The sequence below is a fragment of the Pelomonas sp. V22 genome (assembly GCF_030014915.1).
Taxonomy (GTDB): Bacteria; Pseudomonadota; Gammaproteobacteria; order Burkholderiales; family Burkholderiaceae_C; genus JAUASW01.
Map to the genome: position 1 here is coordinate 1,989,048 of NZ_JAGIXS010000001.1, position 18,213 is coordinate 2,007,260.

14 protein-coding genes are annotated in these 18,213 nt (G+C 68.6%); 12 read left to right on the forward strand and 2 right to left on the reverse strand.

Annotated elements, in window-relative coordinates; genetic code table 11:
* Positions 1-19 precede the first annotated feature (19 nt).
* The 3 genes from apaG (at position 20) to J7U46_RS09075 (ending at position 3,655) form a co-directional block, all read left to right on the forward strand.
* Positions 20-394: a Co2+/Mg2+ efflux protein ApaG gene (gene apaG / locus J7U46_RS09065; protein WP_282824876.1), complete on the forward strand. Its 375-nt coding sequence runs from the start codon at positions 20-22 to the stop codon at positions 392-394.
* A gap of 8 nt (positions 395-402) precedes the next feature.
* A complete protein-coding gene (locus J7U46_RS09070; protein WP_282824878.1) occupies positions 403-2,394 on the forward strand; it encodes a site-specific recombinase in 1,992 nt (663 codons plus the stop codon).
* A gap of 118 nt (positions 2,395-2,512) precedes the next feature.
* Positions 2,513-3,655, forward strand: coding sequence for an MltA domain-containing protein (locus J7U46_RS09075; protein ID WP_282824879.1), 1,143 nt, complete (start codon positions 2,513-2,515; stop codon positions 3,653-3,655).
* A 66-nt stretch (positions 3,656-3,721) separates the two neighbouring features.
* Here the strand turns inward: J7U46_RS09075 and J7U46_RS09080 are convergent, their stop codons facing one another.
* A complete protein-coding gene (locus J7U46_RS09080) occupies positions 3,722-4,000 on the reverse strand; it encodes a DUF427 domain-containing protein (protein ID WP_282824881.1) in 279 nt (92 codons plus the stop codon).
* Positions 4,001-4,033: 33 nt separating this feature from the next.
* Here J7U46_RS09080 and J7U46_RS09085 point away from each other — a divergent pair, with 33 nt between their 5' ends.
* From J7U46_RS09085 to J7U46_RS09110, 6 genes are all read left to right on the forward strand, one after another.
* Entirely contained in the window at positions 4,034-4,270 is a 237-nt protein-coding gene (locus J7U46_RS09085; protein WP_282824882.1) for a hypothetical protein, read from the forward strand.
* A 258-nt stretch (positions 4,271-4,528) separates the two neighbouring features.
* Positions 4,529-4,930 (forward strand): GreA/GreB family elongation factor, encoded by a 402-nt coding sequence (locus tag J7U46_RS09090; RefSeq protein ID WP_282824884.1) that lies wholly within the window; start codon positions 4,529-4,531, stop codon positions 4,928-4,930.
* Positions 4,911-5,798, forward strand: a complete 888-nt coding sequence (locus J7U46_RS09095) for a universal stress protein (RefSeq protein ID WP_282824886.1) — start codon at positions 4,911-4,913, stop codon at positions 5,796-5,798. The genes J7U46_RS09090 and J7U46_RS09095 overlap by 20 nt, the downstream gene beginning before the upstream one ends.
* An 85-nt stretch (positions 5,799-5,883) precedes the next feature.
* Positions 5,884-11,646, forward strand: a complete 5,763-nt coding sequence (locus J7U46_RS09100; RefSeq protein WP_282824889.1) for an Ig-like domain-containing alpha-2-macroglobulin family protein — start codon at positions 5,884-5,886, stop codon at positions 11,644-11,646.
* Positions 11,643-13,790 (forward strand): penicillin-binding protein 1C, encoded by a 2,148-nt coding sequence (gene pbpC / locus J7U46_RS09105; protein ID WP_282824891.1) that lies wholly within the window; start codon positions 11,643-11,645, stop codon positions 13,788-13,790. The genes J7U46_RS09100 and pbpC overlap by 4 nt, the downstream gene beginning before the upstream one ends.
* Positions 13,787-14,497 carry a haloacid dehalogenase type II gene (locus tag J7U46_RS09110; protein WP_282824893.1) on the forward strand — a complete coding sequence of 237 codons (711 nt, stop codon included), beginning with the start codon at positions 13,787-13,789 and terminating at the stop codon, positions 14,495-14,497. Before pbpC ends, J7U46_RS09110 begins: the two co-directional genes overlap by 4 nt.
* A 1-nt stretch (position 14,498) precedes the next feature.
* On the opposite strand, the gene J7U46_RS09115 is transcribed toward J7U46_RS09110, so the two are convergent.
* Positions 14,499-14,933, reverse strand: a complete 435-nt coding sequence (locus J7U46_RS09115; RefSeq protein WP_282824895.1) for a response regulator — start codon at positions 14,931-14,933, stop codon at positions 14,499-14,501.
* A gap of 175 nt (positions 14,934-15,108) precedes the next feature.
* Between J7U46_RS09115 and J7U46_RS09120 the strand changes: the two genes are divergently transcribed.
* From J7U46_RS09120 to J7U46_RS09130, 3 genes are all read left to right on the forward strand, one after another.
* Positions 15,109-15,504: a SirB2 family protein gene (locus tag J7U46_RS09120; RefSeq protein WP_282824897.1), complete on the forward strand. Its 396-nt coding sequence runs from the start codon at positions 15,109-15,111 to the stop codon at positions 15,502-15,504.
* Positions 15,505-16,124: 620 nt separating this feature from the next.
* Positions 16,125-17,372, forward strand: a complete 1,248-nt coding sequence (locus J7U46_RS09125; RefSeq protein ID WP_282824899.1) for a DUF6361 family protein — start codon at positions 16,125-16,127, stop codon at positions 17,370-17,372.
* Positions 17,372-18,142: a hypothetical protein gene (locus J7U46_RS09130; protein WP_282824901.1), complete on the forward strand. Its 771-nt coding sequence runs from the start codon at positions 17,372-17,374 to the stop codon at positions 18,140-18,142. The genes J7U46_RS09125 and J7U46_RS09130 overlap by 1 nt, the downstream gene beginning before the upstream one ends.
* The last annotated feature ends 71 nt before the right edge of the window (positions 18,143-18,213 follow it).

Genomic DNA, 18,213 nt, shown 5'->3' on the forward strand with positions numbered 1-18,213 from the left:
GCGCCCTAGAATGGGGCACATGTCGTCCCCCCACTTCAAGTGCACGGTGCAGGTCCAGCCTCTGGCCGAACAGACCGACGCCGAGCAGGGCCGCTGGGCCTACAGCTACACGATCACCATCGCCAATGACGGCGACCTCGCCGGCCAACTAATCGGCCGCGAGTGGGAGATCCTCGACAGCCAGGGCCACCGCCAGCAGGTGCGCGGCCTGGCCGTGGTGGGCCACCAGCCCTTTTTGCAGCCGGGCGAGCAGTTCCAGTACAGCAGCTGGGCGACCATCGCCACGCCCCAGGGCAGCATGAAGGGCCGCTACCTCTGCGTGACCGAGGCCGCCGAGGTGTTCTGGGCGGACGTACCCGAGTTCCTGCTGGCCGACAGCGCCAGCCTGCATTGATCGCATTGATGGCCAGCCAAGGCGCCTGGGACCTCACTGCCCTGCTGAACGCGGCCGACCCCAAGGCCGCGTTGCCGCAACGCAACCTCTGGCTGGCACGCCTGCTCGAATGGCTGCGCCATGCCCCGCTCGAAAAAACCGAGCAGCGCGAACGCGGCACCCGCCCGCTGCCGCTCTTGCGCCTGACCCACCTGCTCAATGTGCTGGAGCGCAACCCGACGCACGCGGCCCAGGTGACCGGCGTGCTGGCCGGCGCCTGGCGCGATCTCGAGGCCGTGGGCCTGTTTGCTGACGTGGGCTTTGCCTCGCGCATGGACCTGTGGGGCGAGGTCGGCCACCGCCTGCGCCTGCGCCTCTTACCCGGCACGGTGGAGACGCGCGAGCTCGGCGAGCTGTTCAGCCTGCTGTTCCCCGATGCCGAGGACGAAGCGTGGCTGCGCGCCATCGACGACGCGCTCCTGCAGCGGCTATCGAGCCTGTTCACCGGCGCCCTGCCCGAGGCCGACTGGCGCGGCGCGCTGATCGACGCCTTGACCATGCTGGTCAGTGCCGTGCGCGCCGCCGGTTTCTCAGGGCCCTTGCGCCAGCGCATGGGCAGCGAGCTGCTGGCCAACAACCCCTTCGGCCAGCTGGGCCGCGCGGCCGACGAGCTGATCGCCGCGCTGAAAGCGGCGGACGCCGCCGAGCTGCGCCGCGCCCTGCAATACCTGCGCGCCCTGCTCGACAGCTGCCGCGCCGCCGCCGCCAGCGTGCCCGAACACCTGGAGGCCTGGGGCGTGTCGGTCGACATCATGTTCGAGGTGGAGCAGCTGATCGAGCGCACGGCCCGCGCCGAATCCCTGCTCGACGTGCTGGTGGCCGAGCAGCCGGCGCGCGAGCTGGTGCAGCTGCTGGCCGGCCTGGTGCGCGTGGTCCATGAGCGGCGCAGCCTGCGCACGCTGTTCGCGCGCCACTACGGCCTCCTGGCCCGCAAGGTGGCCGAGCGCAGCGCCGAGACCGGCGAGCACTACATCACCCGCGACCGCGCCGAGTACCGCAGCATGCTGTGGCGCGCGGCCGGCGGCGGCGCCGTGATTGGCGGCACCACGCTGGCCAAGTTCGCGCTGGCGGCGCTCGGCTTCACCGCCTTCTGGTCCGGCTTCTGGGCCGGCGCCAACTACGCGCTGAGCTTCGTGCTGATCCACCTGCTGCACTGGACGGTGGCCACCAAGCAGCCGGCGATGACGGCCCCAGCCATGGCCCACAAGCTGCGCAACATCAGCAGCGCCGAAGGGCTGGAGGGTTTCGTCGACGAGGTGACGCACCTGCTGCGCTCGCAGTTCGCCGGCATTGCCGGCAATTTGCTGGCGGTGATTCCCGTGGTGCTCGTGGTGCAGTTGCTGGCCTGGCTGATCGCCGGCGCGCCGGCCGTGGGGCCCAAGGATGCGGCCTATGTGCTGCATTCGCTGCAGCTCGCGGGGCCCTCGGTGTTCTTCGCCGCCTTCACCGGCGTGCTGCTCTTCCTGGCCAGCCTGATCGCCGGCTGGGTGGAGAACTGGTTCGTGTTCTACCGGCTGGACAGCGCCATCGCCTGGAACCCGCGCCTGATCGCGCGGCTCGGCGCGGCTCGGGCCCAGCGCTGGTCGGCCTGGTGGCGGGCCAATATTTCGGGCCTCACGGCCAATGTCTCGCTCGGCTTGATGCTGGGCCTGGTGCCGGTGGTGCTGGCCTTCTTCGGCCTGCCGATCGAGGTGAGGCACGTGACCCTGTCGACCGGCCAGCTGACCGCCGCCGTCGGCGCGCTGGGGCTGGACATCTTCAAGCAGAGCGCCTTCTGGTGGTGCCTGCCGACGATTGCCTTCATCGGCATCCTGAACCTGGGCGTCAGTTTCCTGCTGGCCCTTCTGGTGGCGCTGCGGGCACGTGGCATCCAGGTGGCGGACCGGGCACGCGTGCAGGCAGCCATCTGGCGGCGGCTGCGCGAGCAGCCGCGCAGCTTCTTCCTGCCGCCCAAGGAATGAAGGCGATCAGCCTTCGTCGTCCCGACGCTCCCCGCCCTTGCGGCCCGAGAACATGGTCCACCAGACGATGAACAGCAAGACGAGCAGCGCGGCCAGCGCCTCCAGCAAGATCAGACCCATGAAGCATTCCCCGAAGATGGCGGCGGCGATTTTAGGCCTGCTGCTGGCGGGCTGCGCGGCGCCGCCGGTCAGCCTGCCGACGGCGCCGCCGACGCAGCCGTCCAAGCCCGTACTGGGCGACACGAGCAAGCCGGCCGGCCCGGTGATGCAACGCGAGCGCTCCCGCTGGGTGGCCGGCGAATGGAGCGAACTGCCCGGCTGGGGCAGCGACCGCGCCGCCGAGTTCTGGCCGGCCCTGCTGCGCAGCTGCGAGAAGCCGGCAGCGGGCTGGTCCCAGGTCTGCGCCCGCGCGCTCTTGACCGAGCCCGGCGACGACCTCGCCCTCACCACCTGGCTGATGAGCGAGCTGCGCCCCTGGCGCGTCGAAAGCCTGGAGGGCGAGACGCAAGGCCAGCTGACCGGCTATTTCGAGCCCGAGCTGCAGGTGCGCCGCCAGAAGGACGCTCGCTTCAACGTGCCGGTGCTGGCCGCGCCGGCCGACCTGATGCAGCGCCGGCCCTACCTCACGCGCCAGCAGATCGAGAGCGACCTCACGCGCTACAAGACCCTGGTCTACCTCGACGACGCCATCGACCTGCAGATCCTGCAGCTGCAGGGCTCGGGCCGCGCCCGCCTGGTCGATGCCGAGGGGCCCGAGCCGGTCTGGCTGCGCCTCGCCTTCGCCGGCCACAACGACCACCCGCTGACGCCGCTCGGCCGCTCGCTGGCCGTGATCGGCGAATGGAACGACGGGCCCGCGGCGCCCCGCCCGGCCGTGCGCGACTGGGCCAAGCGCAATCCGCAGCGCCTCAACGAGCTGATGTGGGCCAATGCCCGCTATGTGTTCTTTCGCGAGGAGCCGCTGCGCGATGCCAGCATCGGCCCGCGTGGCGCCCAGGGCGTGCCCTTGACGCCGGGCCGCTCAGTGGCGGTGGACAAAGCCTCCATCCCCTATGGCACGGCCCTGTGGATGGACGGCGGCGATGCTGGCACGCGCCGGCTCGTGATGGCCCAGGACACCGGCGGCGGCATCATCGGCGCGGTGCGGGCCGACTTCTTCACCGGCTGGGGTGCCGAGGCCGAGGCGGCGGCGATGAAGATCAAGCAACCCTTGCGCTACTGGGCGCTGTGGCCCCGGGAAATGTCAGCCCCCAGCCGTTGACATACACCGGCGGCCCCCGAGGGGCGCAAATCGACCTTGGGGCGGCCCTGCGGTCGATTTGGTCGTTCAGTCAATGACCTGCACACCCTTCCAGAACGCCACGCGCCCCTTCAGCTCGGCAGCGGCCTCGGTCGGCTCGGGATAGCTCCAGACCGCATCGGCATTCATCTCGCCGTTGACGAACAGGCTCTGATAATGGGCCTGGCCCTTCCAGCTGCTGGTGCGGTGGTTGCTGAAGCTCAGGTACTCCTTCTTCAGCGACTCGGCCGGGAAGTAATGGTCGCCATCGACCACCACGGTGTCTGCGCTTTCGGCGATCACGACGCCGTTCCAGATTGCCTTCATCTTGCTTGTCCTATTGCTGTCGGATCCAAAGTCGTGAAACGTTACCACTCCCACCAGGGCAAGGACATCTTCGTCACCGCCGGCACGGCCCGCGAACTGGCGCCCGGTACTTTCGGCATCCTGGCCATTGGCGGCGGCGCCGAGGGCTGGTCGGTGGCGCATCGCGGCCCGGGCGGCGACGTGGTCGACCTGGGCGGCGAGTACTACTTCGCCACGCCCGAGGAAGCGCTGGAGTTCGTCAAGGAACTCATCGACCTGATGCAGACCTGATGCTCGCGAGCTGATCGCCGCAGACCGATGGGGCACAATCCCGCCACCATGTCCACCTCGACCCGGCTCCCACTGCCCCTGACCGCCACAGCGGCCGGGCTGCGGCCGGCTGTCGATCTCCGACGCCCGGCCGCAGATTCCTGAGCCCGGCGATCCCTCTCCTCCACCATTGCGCAACCTCGATCGCCGGGCCCCAGCCCGCGCGGTGCCGTGCCAGCCAGACCAAGCCGGCGGTACGGCCATGACCGAGGAATGCCCATGGACCGCCTCCCTTCCGAGCAGCGCAACGAGCGCCTGCTGACCGAACTCGACCACCAGCGCCTGAGCCGCTGGGCGCGCAGCCAGCCTGCGCTGCAGCAACTGCTCGACAGCGCCGAGCTCCTGCCCTCCGCCGAACTGCCCGACGACATCGTCTCCATGAACTCTGCGGTGCAGGTGATGGAGCCAGCGAGCGGCCGCACGCAGCAGCTGACGCTGTGCTACCCGTCCGACGCCCTGCCCGAGCAGGGCCGCGTCTCCGTGCTCTCTCCCGTGGGCCTCGGCCTGCTGGGTCTGGCCATCGGCCAGGAGCTGCGCTGGACGGTCGGCAACACCCGCGGATGCCTGCAGCTGCAGGCCTTGCTGTACCAGCCCGAAACCCATGGCGACTTCGACCGTTGATCGCCACACCGAGGAGCTGGACACCATGCAAGCGATGAACCGGGGCGTCGTCGCCCTCACCGATTTCGGACCCGATGCCGAGGCCGCCTTGCTGCGTGCCGCGCTGCTGGCGCGCCAGCTGCAGGCACCGCTGAGCCTGATCCATCTTGCGGGCAGCGGGCCACCCGACGTGGCCGAACGCCTGCCCCGCTGCGCGGCAATGCTGGCGCGCCGCCACCGCCAGCCAGTCTCTGCACAGGGCTCGATGAGCGAGCCTGAGCTGCGGCAGTCGCTGGCCAGCATCGCCAGCCTCCTGGTCCTCGGCGAGGCGCTGAGCACGCGCCGCTTCGGCTGGGCCCGCCCCACCCTGGCCCAGCGGCTGGCGCGGCGCGCGCCCTGCCCGCTGCTGGTGGTGCGCCAGCCGGGCGGCGAGGACTATCGCCGCGTGCTCGTGGCCCTGGCCGGTCAACCCGAACCGGCTGCGGGCTTGCTGCAGGCCGCAGCCGCGCTGGCGCCCGAGGCCGAGCTCGAGCTGTTCCACGCCATGGACACGCGCCACGAGGCCCTGCTGCGCGCGGCCGAGGCCAGCCCGCAGAGCCTGCGCCGCTACCGCACAGCCCGGGACCACGAGGCACGCCAGTTGCTGCTGCGGGTCAGCGACAGCCTGCAGGCCCGGCGCAACCGGCTGATGCACACGCTGGGCCGGGGCGACCCGGTGCGGCAGATCCTGGTGCAGCAGCAATACGGCCATGCCGACCTGGTCGTCGTGGGCCAGCGGCGGCAAGCCTGGTGGGCGGCGTGGCTGCAACCCGCCAGCGCCGTGTCCCTGCTGGCCGAGCTGGAGTGCGACCTGCTGATCTGGCCTGGTGGCGAGGCCCAGGTCGGCTGAATCCGGCGGGATTCTGTCCCCGCTTTGGATGCCCGACGGAACGCTGGATGGGCCCTAGACTCTCCCGCATCCAAGGGAGAGTCGGATGACAACAGCACAGTCCGGGCAGACCGCCTTCACGCGTTGGCAAGACCTGGCACGCCACCTGGTCGCCAGCGCTGCATTGCTAGGGGTCGGCGCGGCGCAGGCCGTGTCCTTCACCAGCGTGAGCCCGCAGGGCGAGGTGGCGCAGGCGCAGCAGGTGAGGCTGCAGTTCAGCGAGGCCGTCGTGCCGCTGGGCGACCCGCGCCAGCCCGAGCCCGCCACGCTGCGCTGCGAGGGCGGTGTCGAGGTCAAGGGCTCAGGCCGCTGGGCCAGCCCGCGCGAATGGCTTTTCGAGCTGAGCCCCTCGCTGCCCGCTGGTGCCGCCTGCCGAGTCAGCCTGAAGCCGGAGTTCAAGCCGGGCGCGGAGTGGAGTGGCGCGCGCGAGTTCGCGTTCCAGATCGGCGCACCGCGCCCCCTCGAGAGCCGGCCCTGGAGCGGCTCGACCATCGAGGAAGACCAGCAATTCCTGCTGCAACTCAGCGGGCCGGTGCAAGAGGCCAGCCTGACCGGCAAGCTCTGGTGCGAGGTCGAGGGTCTGGGCGAGCGCATGCCGGCCCTGGTGCAGCCAGCGGCCGCGCGCGATGCAGCATTGAAGACCCAGCGCCGCTTCAACGCGGCGCGTGCCAAGGACTGGCTGCTCGTCGCCTGCCAGCGCCCGCTGCCGCCGGACGCCAAGATGCGACTGGTCTGGGGCAAGGGCATTGCCGCCGCCATCAACCCGGCCGTGCAGACCCGCGCCGACCATCGCTTCCAGTTCCAGGTGCGCAAGCCGCTGACTGCGGAGTTCAGCTGCCAGCGCGAGCGCGCCGAGGCGCCCTGCATGCCCATCCTGGCGATGAACGTCCTTTTCAGTGAACCCGTGTCGCGCGCCCAGGCCCTGCAGGCGCGGCTCAAACCTGCAAGCGGCGGCAAGGAGATCGCGCCCGTCACGCCCAAGGACGCCGACTCGAAGGATGAGCTGAACAGCATCGCCTTCCCAACGCCGCTACCCGAGAACACCACGTTCCAGCTGACGCTGCCGGCCGGCATCAAGGACATGTCGGGCCGCCCGCTCAGCAATGCCACGATGTTCCCGCTCACGGTGCGCACCGGCATCGCCCCGCCCATCGCCAAGTTCGCCGCCGCGCCCTTTGGCATCCTCGAACGCGAGCCCGAGGGGCCAACGCTGCTGCCCTTGACGCTGCGGCATGTGCAGGGCGATCTGCGGCCCGCCGCACCGGCCGGCCGCGTGCTGCAGCAGCGCTTCGGCCAGAACGATGCGGAGCTGCTGCGAGCCTATGCCCAGGTCCGCAAGCTCTCGCAAGACGAGTGGGACACCCGCAAGGCCCCGATGCTGGAGGCCAAGGCTGCCAAGCGTCTGGACCTGCCCGTGCTGCAGGGCGGCGACCCGCGGCCCTTCGAGGTCATCGGCGTGCCACTGGCCGAGCCCGGCTATCACGTGGTGGAGCTGCAGTCGCAGCGCCTCGGCGCCTCGCTCCTGGAGCCGGCCGCGCCGATGTATGTGCGCACCGGCGTGCTGGTCACCAACCTCGGCCTGCATTTCAAGCAGGGCCGCGAAAGCAGCCTCGCCTGGGTGACCACGCTGGACCGCGCCAAGCCGGTGGCCGGCGCCGACGTGGTGGTGATGGACTGCTACGGCAAGCCACTCTGGAAGGGACGCAGCGATGCGCAAGGCCTCGCCCGCATACCGCAGGCGCTGAACGTGCCCGGCTGGGACAGCAAGTGCCCGGCCGACCAGGGCCTCTTCGTCACCGCGCGCGCCCAGGGCGAACTGGCCTTTTTGTTCACCAGCTGGCAGCGCGGCATCGAGACCTGGCGCTTCAACGTGCCCACGGGCAGCGGCAGCGAAAGCTCGGCCCGCGCCCACACGGTGCTGGACCGGCCGCTCCTGCGCGCCGGCGAGACCGTGTCGATGAAGCATTTCTTCCGGCTCGAAACGGCGCAGGGCCTCGCGATGGCGCCGCCCGATCAGCTGCCCACGCAAGCGCGGCTGACGCACGAGGGCAGCGGCCAGGAATACAGCCTGCCGCTCACATGGCAGGCCGGCCGCTTCGCCGCCAGCCAATGGCAGATTCCGCCGGATGCCAAGCTGGGCGTCTACCGCATCGAGCTGCGCCGGGGCGAGGACAAGACCTGGGTCAGCGGTGGTTTCCGCGTCGAGGAATTCCGCGTGCCCCTGGTCGATGCGCGCATCAATGTGCCGGCCAGCCTGCCGGCGGCACCGCGTGAACTCAAGCTCGGCGCCCAGCTCAACTACATGGCCGGCGGCGCGATGACCAAGGCGCCGCTGAAGCTCAGCGCGCTCTTGCGGCCACGCGAGGGCAACTTCGCTGGCTACGAGGATTTCTCGTTCGCGCTGCCGCGCAAGGACGGCCCACGCGAGGTCGATGAGGAAGGCGAGGACCGTCAGAGCGAGGCCCGCCTGGTGGTCGACAAGCAGGCTGCGCAGACCGACGCGCAAGGCGCGGCCGAGCTGCTGATCAAGAACCTGCCCAAACTCGAGCAGCCCAGCGAGCTGCTGGTGGAGCTCGCCTACAACGACCCGAACGGCGAGCAGCAGACCGTCTCCAAACGCCTGCCACTGTGGCCGGCCAAGCTGGCCGTGGGCCTTCGCGCGTCTTCCTGGGTCGGCAATGGCCAGGCCCTGCGCTTCCAGGCGCTGGCGCTGTCCACCGAGGGCAAGCCGCTGGCTGGCCAGGCCCTCGTGGTGCGGGCGCGGCAGCTGCAATGGCTGTCCAGCCGCAAGCGCATGGTCGGCGGCTTCTATGCCTACGACAACCGGATGGAGGTCAAGGAGCTGGGCACCGTCTGCAGCGGCACGAGCGACGCGCAGGGCCGCCTGAGCTGCGAGGCCAGCCTGTCCACGCCCGGGCAGATCGAGCTGATCGTGAGTGCCAAGGACGGGGGCGGCCAGCTGAGCGAAGCCGCCAGCCAGGTCTGGATCACGCGCCAGGGCGAGTTCTGGTTCGCACAGGACAACGACGACCGCATCGACCTACTGCCCGAGAAGAAGCGCTACGAGCCCGGCGAGACCGCGCGCCTGCAGGTGCGCATGCCCTTCCGCGAGGCCACGGCACTCGTGTCCATCGAACGCGAGGGCGTGATCGAGACCCGCGTGCAGGCGCTGCAGGGCCGCGACCCGGTGATCGAACTCAAGGTCGAGCGCGACTGGTCGCCGAATGTCTATGTGAGCGTGCTGGCCCTGCGCGGCCGCATCCGCGACGTGCCCTGGTATTCGTTCTTCAGCTGGGGCTGGCGCAGCCCGCTGCAGTGGTGGAAGGACTGGCGCGCCTCCGGCGACTACCAGGCGCCCACGGCCCTCGTGGACCTGGGCAAGCCGGCCTTCAAGCTCGGCCTGGCCGGCTTCGAGGTGGGGTTGGCGCGGCACCAGCTGAAGGTCGAGGTGACCAGCGACAAGCCGCAGTACGGCGTGCGCCAGAAGGTGATGGCCAGGATCCGCGTGACGCAGGACGGCCAGCCGGTGCCCGATGCCGAACTGGCCTTCGCCGCCGTGGACGAAGGCCTGCTGGCCCTGCGGCCCAACCCCAGCTGGGAGCTGCTGACCTCCCTGATACGCAGCCGCTCGCTGGGCGTGGAGACCTCCACCGCCCAGAGCGAAATCATTGGCCGGCGCCACTATGGCCGCAAAGCCATCGCGGCCGGCGGCGGCGGCGGCCGGGCCACGCGCGAGCTGTTCGACACGCTCCTGCTGTGGAAGCCGCAGGTCAAGCTCGATGCCAAGGGTGAGGCCCTGATAGAGGTGCCGCTGAACGATTCGCTGACCAGCTTCCGCCTCGTGGCCGTGGCCGACGCCGGACCGCAGCGCTTCGGCACCGGCACGGCGAGCGTGCGCGTCAGCCAGGACCTGCAGCTGCTCTCGGGCCTGCCGCCGCTGGTGCGCGAGGGCGACCAGCTGCAGGCCGCCATCACGGTGCGCAATGCCAGCTCGCGCGAGATGAAGCTCAAGGTCGAGCTGACCGGCCTGGCGAACAGCAACAACGGCGCCGAGATCGCCCGCACGGCGATCAAGCTGCCAGCGCAAGACCTGACCCTTGCGGCCGGCGGCGCCCGCGAGCTGAGCTGGCCGGTGCAGGTGCCGGTCGGTGCCTTCAGCATCGCCTGGGAGGTACGGGCCCAGGAGGTCGGCGGTGGTGCAGCGGCGGATCGCGTCAAGCTGAACCAGCTGGTGCAGCCGGCCGTGCCGCTGCGCATCCTGCAGAGCACGCTGATGCAGCTGGAAGGCCCGCAGTCGCTGCCCGTGGCGGCACCCGCAGATGCGCTGCCCGCACAAGGCATCAAGCGCGGCGGCGTGCAGGTGGCGCTGCAGCCGCGGCTCTCGGGCGCGCTGCCGGGGCTCAAGCGCTTCTTCGAGACCTATCCCTACACCTGCCTGGAGCAGCTGAGCTCCAAGGCCATGGCCCTGCATGACGACGCGGGCTGGGCGGCGCTGATGGGCAAGCTGCCCACCTACCTAGACAGCGACGGCCTGGCCAACTACTTCCCGCCGCACGCCGACCAGGCGCCGCAGGGCAGCGACCGGCTGACGGCGCATCTGCTGTCCGCCGCGCACGAGGCCGGCCGCGTGCTGCCGGAGGACTCGCAGCGCCGCATGCTCGACGGCCTCACCGCCTTCGTCGAGGGCCGCGTGCTGCGCAAGACCTGGTCGCCCCGCGAGGACATGGATGCCCGCCGTATCGCCGCGCTGGAGGCACTGTCGCGCTACGGTCGTGCCAAGACCAGTTTGCTCAGCAGCGTCGACGCCGGCCGCATCAACAGCTGGCCCACCGCCAGCTTGATCGACTGGCTCAACCTGCACCGCCGCCTGGCCGATGCGCCGCAACGCGAGGCCCGCATGGCCGAGGCGCAGGCCCAGCTGCGCGCGCGCATCAGCTATGCCGGCAGCACGCTTCGCTTCGTCAACGAGGACGGCGACAACTGGTGGTGGCTGATGGACAGCGCCGATGCCAATGCCTCGCGCCTGATCCTGGCGCTCTTGGACGACCCGGCCTGGAAGACCGAGCTGCCGCGCCTGGTGCAGGGCAATCTGGCGCGCCAGCAGCGCGGCGCCTGGCAGACCACCACGGCCAACCTCTGGGGCGTGCTGGCGCTGGAGAAGTTCGCAGCGCGCTTTGAATCGGGCAAGGTCAGCGGCCGCAGCATCGCCCAACTGGGCAAGCAGAGCGAGGCCCTGGACTGGAGCAAGCAGGCTGCCGGCGGCACGCTGCAACTCTCCTGGCCCGAGCAGGCCGCAACACTGCAAGTGAAGCAGGAGGGCACGGGCAAGCCGTGGATGACGGTGCAGAGCCTGGCGGCGATCCCGGCCACCGCGCCGCTCGCCGCCGGCTACCGCGTCACGCGAAGCGTCCAGGCCCTGGAGCAGAAGGACAAGGGCCGCTGGAGCCGTGGCGACCTGATGCGCGTGCGGCTGGAGATCGAGGCGGCGGCCGACATGAGCTGGGTCGTCATCAGCGACCCGGTGCCGGCCGGCGCCAGCATCCAGGGCGGTGGCTCGGGCCGCGATTCCGAGATCGCCACCCAGGGCGAGCGCCGCGAGGGCAACGCGGGGCCGGCCTATGAGGAGCGCGGTTTCGAGGCCTGGCGCGGCTATTACGCCTACTTGCCGCGCGGCAAGCACGTGGTCGAGTACACCCTGAGGCTGAACAGCGCCGGCCGCTTCCAGCTGCCGGTCACGCGGGTCGAGGCCATGTATGCGCCTGACCGCTTTGGCGAGCTGCCCAATGCGCTGCTGGAGGTCCAGCCTTGAAGCTCAGGCTGCTGCTCGCTGCACTGCCGTTGCTGCTCGGCGCCGGCCTCGCGCAGGCCGTGCCGAGCTTCGATCAGGTGCGCAGCAGCCATCGGGTCTCCGATCTGCAGTTGCTGGATCGCCGTGGCGAGCCCCTGCAATTGCTCCGTCTAGACAAGCAGCAACGCCGGCTGCCCTGGACGCCGCTGGCTGAGTTCTCGCCGGCCTTGCTGCATGCGCTGCTGCTCAGCGAGGACCGGAACTTCTATGAGCACAGCGGCGTGGACTGGGGCGCCGTGGCCGCCAGCGCCTGGGGCAATCTGTGGAACCAGCGCACGCGTGGTGCGTCCACCCTGACCATGCAGCTGGCCGGCCTGATCGATGCCGAGCTCGCGCGCCCGCGCCAGGGCCGCAGCAGCACGCAGAAGCTGGGCCAGGCCTGGACCGCGCGCAAGCTGGAAAGCACATGGAGCAAGGCGCAGATCCTCGAGGCCTACCTGAACCGCGTGCCCTTGCGCGGCGAGCTGGTGGGCGTGCCGGCCGCCGCACGCCTGCTGTTCGACAAGAGCCCGGCGGCGCTGGATGCGCGCGAGTCGGCCCTGCTGGCCGCGCTCTTGCGTGCGCCGAACGCCAGGCCGGGGCTGGTCTCGCAACGTGCCTGCGAGTTGCTGAGCCAGCAGCAGGCGGGCCGTAAGCCCGACTGTCCAGGTCTGGAACTGCAAGCAGCCGCTGCCTTCGCGCGCCGGCCTGCCCCCCTGCCCGGCGAGCAGCTGGCGCCGCACTATGCCCGCCTGGCCCTCCGCGCCGACGGGCCCAACCAGCAGCGCAGCACGCTCGATGCGCGGCTGCAGCGGCTGGCCCTGCAGGCGCTCAGGCAGCAGCTGATCGAACTGCAAGGCCGCAACGTGGAGGATGGCGCCGTGCTGGTGCTGGACAACGCCACTGGCGAGGTGCTGGCCTGGGTCGGATCCAGCGGCGCCGAGTTGTCGAATGCGGCCGAGGTCGATGGCGTGCTCGCGCGGCGCCAACCGGGCTCCACGCTCAAGCCCTTCGTCTATCAGCTGGCACTGGAGAAGAAGCTGATCACGGCCGCCAGCTTGCTGGACGATTCACCTGCCCAGATCAGCACGGCCGCCGGCCTCTACCTGCCGCAGAACTACGACCGCCACTACCGCGGCTGGGTCAGCGCACGGGCGGCTTTGGGCAACAGCCTCAACGTGCCAGCCGTGCGCGTGGGCGCCATGCTGGGCCCCGACAAGCTGGCCGCCCGGCTCAACGACTTCGGCCTCGGCCTGGCCCAGGGCGGCAGCTACTACGGCGCCTCGCTGGCCCTGGGCAGCGCCGAGGTGAACCTGCTCTCCCTCACCAATGCCTACCGGGTGCTGGCCAATGGCGGGCTCTTCACGCCCGCGCGCCTGCCCGGCACGCCGCTCGCGGGCCCGCGCCGCGTGGCCGATGCGGCCAGCACCTTCGTCGTCACCGACATCCTGGCCGACAACAATGCCCGCGCCCTCACCTTCGGCCTCGACAGCGTGCTCGCCACCTCCAGTTGGAGCGCGGTCAAGACCGGCACCAGCAAGGACATGCGCGACAACTGGTGCATAGGCTTCACCGACCGCTACACGGTGGGCGTGTGGGTGGGCAATGCCGGAGGCGAGGCGATGCACGAGGTCTCGGGCGTCAGCGGCGCCGCACCGGTCTGGCAGCAGCTGGTGCGCTATCTGCACCAGGGCCGGCCGTCCAAGGCCCCTAAGGCACCGGCGGGCTTGAGTCAGCAAGTCGCCCGCTTCGACGGCGCGCGCAACGAGCCGCCGCGCCCCGAATGGTTTCTGCGCGGCACCGAGCTGGCCCGCGTGAATCTGGTGGCAAGCACACCGCGCGGCATTTCGAGCCCGCGCGATGGCGCCATCTACGCGCTGGACCCCGACATGCCGCCGGCCACGCAACGCATCGTCTTCGAAGGCGAGGCCGGCCAGTGGCAGCTCGATGGCAAGCTGCTCGGGCTCGGCAGCCTGCTCCGCTGGGCACCGATGCCAGGCCGGCACAGTCTGACCCTGCTCGATGCCAAGGGTCAGGTCTTGCAGACGGTAGGCTTCGAGGTGCGTGGCGCGATGCTGGTGGCGCGCGCCGCAGCCAGCAAGGAAGGCAAGGAGAAAGTCCGATGAGCTCAAACCTGACCGTCAAGGCCCTGATCTTCGACGTCTTCGGCACCCTGGTGGACTGGCGCGGCAGCATCGCGCGCGAGGCCCGGCAAGCGCTGCAGCCGCTGGGCATAGACACCGACTGGCCCGCCTTCGCCGATGCCTGGCGCGGCGAATACCAGGGCGCGATGGAGGAGGTGCGCAGCGGCCGCCTGCCCTTCAGCAAGCTGGACCGCCTGCACCGCCGCAACCTCGACATCGTGCTGGAGCGGCTCGGCTTCGGCGCAGAGGTCGATGAGGCCACACGCGTGAAGCTCAACCTCGCCTGGCACCGGCTCGACGCCTGGCCCGACGTGGAGGCCGGCCTGACCGCGCTGCGCCGCCACTACCTGCTGGCGCCCTGCTCCAACGGCAATATCTCGCTGATGGTCGATCTGGCCCGCCGCAATGGCTGGCATTGGGACGCCATCCTCGGCGCCGAGCTGGCGCGCGACTACAAGCCCAAGGCCACGGTCTATCTGCATGCCTGCGCCGCCCTGGACCTCAAGCGCGAGCAGGTGATGATGGTGGCCGCGCATTCGTCCGACCTGGCTGCCGCGGCCGCCGCCGGCCTGCGCACCGCCCATATCGCGCGGCCTGACGAAGCCGGCCCCGGCCACGGTGAGGCGGCACCCACCGTGGCCGTGGACATCACGGCATCCGACCTGCGCGACCTCGCCTCGCAGCTCTGAATCACTCCACCAGGATCTGCCGGTGCTTCAGCGCCAGGTGGATCTTGTCGGCCAGGGTTTCCTTATTGAAGGGCTTGACCACATAGCCGCTGGCCCCGAGCTGGGCCGCGCGGATGATGTCTTCCTTGCGGCCCTCGGCCGTCACCAGCAGCACCGGGATCTTGCGCACCGCGTCCTCGGCCGGCTTGGCCTTGACGGCCTCCAGCAGCTCGAAGCCGTTCATCTCCGGCATGTTGACGTCGCTCAGCACGAAGTGGATGGGCTCCCCCGCTTCCACCGACAGCTCCATCTGCCTCAACGCGTCGCGGCCATTCTCGGCCTCCAGGATCTTCTTGAAGCCGATCTCGCGCAGCAAGCCCGAGATGATGCGGCGCATGGTCGAGAAGTCATCGACCACGAGGAAGGTGAAGGCATCGCGCTTGACGGTGGTGACCATGATGAAGGGCTGGGTGTGAGGCAGGGCGGTAGCGCAAGTCTATGGCCTCCGCCGCCACCAAGCCGCCGCGCCTCTGCGCCGCGTCAAGCTTCCTGCTAATGCTGCGGCGCCCGTCACGCCGGGCGAGCCCGGGCATCTGGAAGAATCGCGGCGGAAATCGCCACCCCAGCCGACCATGGACTACGCCACCCTCAAGCTGATCCACCAAAGCGCCGTCGCGCTGTCCCTGACCGGCTTCTTCCTGCGTGGCGCCGCCTCGCTGATGGGCGCCGCCTGGGTCCGCCAGCGGCTGGCGCGCACGCTGCCGCATGTGATCGATTCCGTCCTGCTGCTGTCGGCCCTCGGCCTGGCCTGGACGCTCAGGCTCACCCCCGGCAACAGCCCCTGGCTGCTGGCCAAGCTCATCGGCCTGCTGCTCTACATAGCCCTCGGCATGCTGGCCCTGCGCCCCAGCCGGCCACGCTGGCAACGGCTCCTGGCCTGGCTGGCAGCGCTGGTGACGGTCGGGTGGATGGTGTCGGTGGCGGTGAGCAAGAGCCCGGTGGGGTTCTTGGCTGGAATGGCCGTATAGGCAGTCACAGCCGAAGCGGTCAGAAACGAAAATGGCTCCCCGAGGGGAGCCATTTGCGTTTGGTGGCCTGGGGCGGAATCGAACCACCGACACGCGGATTTTCAAGGAAATCATCCGCGTGTGCGACTTCGGCTCCCACACCCAACAGTCATACAAATCAAGCACTTAGAGCGCATTCAAACGCAGTCGAGCGCAGCCCAGCGTGCCCAATTCCCAACGCCATTGCCAGATGATTGCCAGAACGGCCTCTCGCGAATGACGTTCCAGGCCAGTGTACCGAGCGCGCATCCGCGTGCAAGCCCCAGCCGAAGGCAATCACATGCCGTGCTCGTGCTTCAGCGCCCCTCTCGAGCCGACACGGCAGACCAGGTCCAGTGTGACCTAAACGGCGTAGTCATGGGCATGGCCTTGCTACCCCACAAAGTACGCAGCAGTTGCCACATCGGCCCGTCCCGGCTTTTGACCGGCCATGGGAAAACCAGCATCGCACTTCGCCCCACTGACGCGCCCCTGACATATTCGGTCTAGCTCTTGTGGAACACTGGCGAAGCATGTGGGCGCCTATGCAGGCCCGCTAACGGCAAGAGCGCCGCCAAGCGCCAGGGAGAGGGGGGAACTCAATGAGCAGAATTGGTTGGGTCGACTTTTCGTCAGATGACCGGGAAAAGACCCACGCGGTACTGGCGCTGCTGCGCGAGCCAGGAACCCTCGACGAGCTGGGCATCGGGCAGGTTCGCGATGCGTTCTCGGATGCGCTCTTCCCAGGACTCTCCACGATTCAAACCGGCGCCCGCTACTTTCTGGCCGTTCCAAAAATATTGCTGGACTGGGCAGAACTGCCCCCAGCGGCACGCCGCAAGCGACCCCTCGCAGAATACCTGCGCGCCCAAGAGAACGAACTCGCTGCATTGCTCAAGAACAACCTAGAGCAGCTCGGGGAGCGCCCCGAAAGGGTCATCGGCCACACCCGCGTCTTGGATGGCGGCGTGGAGCGACGCCCTTCTTCCACGTACTGGGCCGGGCTGCGTATCCTCGGCATTGTCAATACCGCTAAATCCTTGGCAGAGTTCTGCAGGGAATGGCAAACCAGCTTCAAGGACGTGTCTGCCGCCGAGGGCGACGAAGGGCACGACGATGCTCATGACTACGCGCACTCCGAGGTCCGCCTGCCAAGCCGTGCGCGCACCGCCTGGACCGAAGACATGACGATGAGGCTGACGCAGCCAGAAGCAGCATTCCTCACCGAACGGTTCAAGGAGGCCAAGGGGCTGAAGGACAGCGTGGCCGCACAGCTGCTTACCGCCAATTTGGCAGACCGAGCCATTGCCGACACCCACAGCACGTTCGCGGCCTTTTCAAATTGGGCCTCCAAGCAGAGCAAGCTTAGCGAAGCCTGCCGTAGACGCCTGACCAATGCGCAGCGGTTCAGCGAGGCCATGGAAGGAGCTCACATCCTTTACAACAAGCTGCTCGCTCAAAAGATGCGCGACACCAAACTGCAACAACAGTGCGTAAGCGAGTTCCACGCATGGCAACGCGTCGCACAGCAAAGCCAGATATTCAATGCCGGGGCACTCGACCAATGGCTACAGTGCACTACAGAGCCTCTCAATGGCTCGGCCAGAGCTGTTCGCGTCAAAGAGCGTACGAAGACCTTTCTGCACGAGTGGAACCGCGAAATGTGCGGGAGCGCAGCGACAAGCTCCCTCGAACAGCTGGTTTACACGCAAGCAGTAGGCAACAAGCCATCGAGGTCACTACTCCTTCGCCTCCCGCAAGCCAAAGCCGAGTGGTACGGCATCAAGAAGCTTGAATACCGCTGGTCGGTCGCCAGAGGCATGCTGCGCGACCTGAGGGAGCCCATTTGATGTTGAACCTCCATTCACAACGGCTCGACTATGGCGAGCAACTGCGGGCGTTCGACGGCTATGAACTCGATTTGGGTGTCGCCACGACGTTTTCACTCGACCTGGAAACATTGGTCGCAGCATCCCTCTCACTGGGTCTCGACTTGACACTGGAGGGAGACCTGCGTGGCGAGCGGCTCGCCTTCCTGGAATGCCTGGACAAGCTACAGAAGCGCTTGCTGGTCTTCTACCAGCGCGGGAACCTGAAGGTTCCCGAGAACTTCAACCGGCTTTTCTCTCTGCTGGAACCCTTATTGGTTCCGACTGTTGCGCTACCAGCCGTCGACAGCAAGGCAGCGTTCGCCTCGTTTCATCCCAAGGTCTGGCTGCTTCGGTTCACGCCGCTGGAAGCAGGCCTCCCCGTGCGAATGCGCCTGCTCGTGCTTTCTCGAAATTTGACCTTCGACCGCAGCTGGGACATTGGCGTCTGCATCGATGGCGTTGTGACGCAGAAGACCACGAACGTCAATGCGAAACTTGTTGCCTTCTTCAATGCGCTCTGCAGCAATAACGCGCATCAACAAGTAATCGACAGCTTGTGCGCGAGTTTGAGCTCAGTGCAATGGGACAACCCGGAGAGGTTCTCCGAAATGGAAATGTTGCCTGGCCGCCCGAGCATCGGCGGTGCCCCGGCGGCCGTACCTCTGGATTTGGAAGGCCGCATCGACGAACTGCTCGTTGTTTCTCCGTTTGTCGATGCCGACAAGCACAGCTTGCTGGTTGAATGTTGATTTCCACTGAATCCTGACCCACATCCTGGACTGATTTCCGTCCAAACCTGACCCACGTACGAACCCTACCC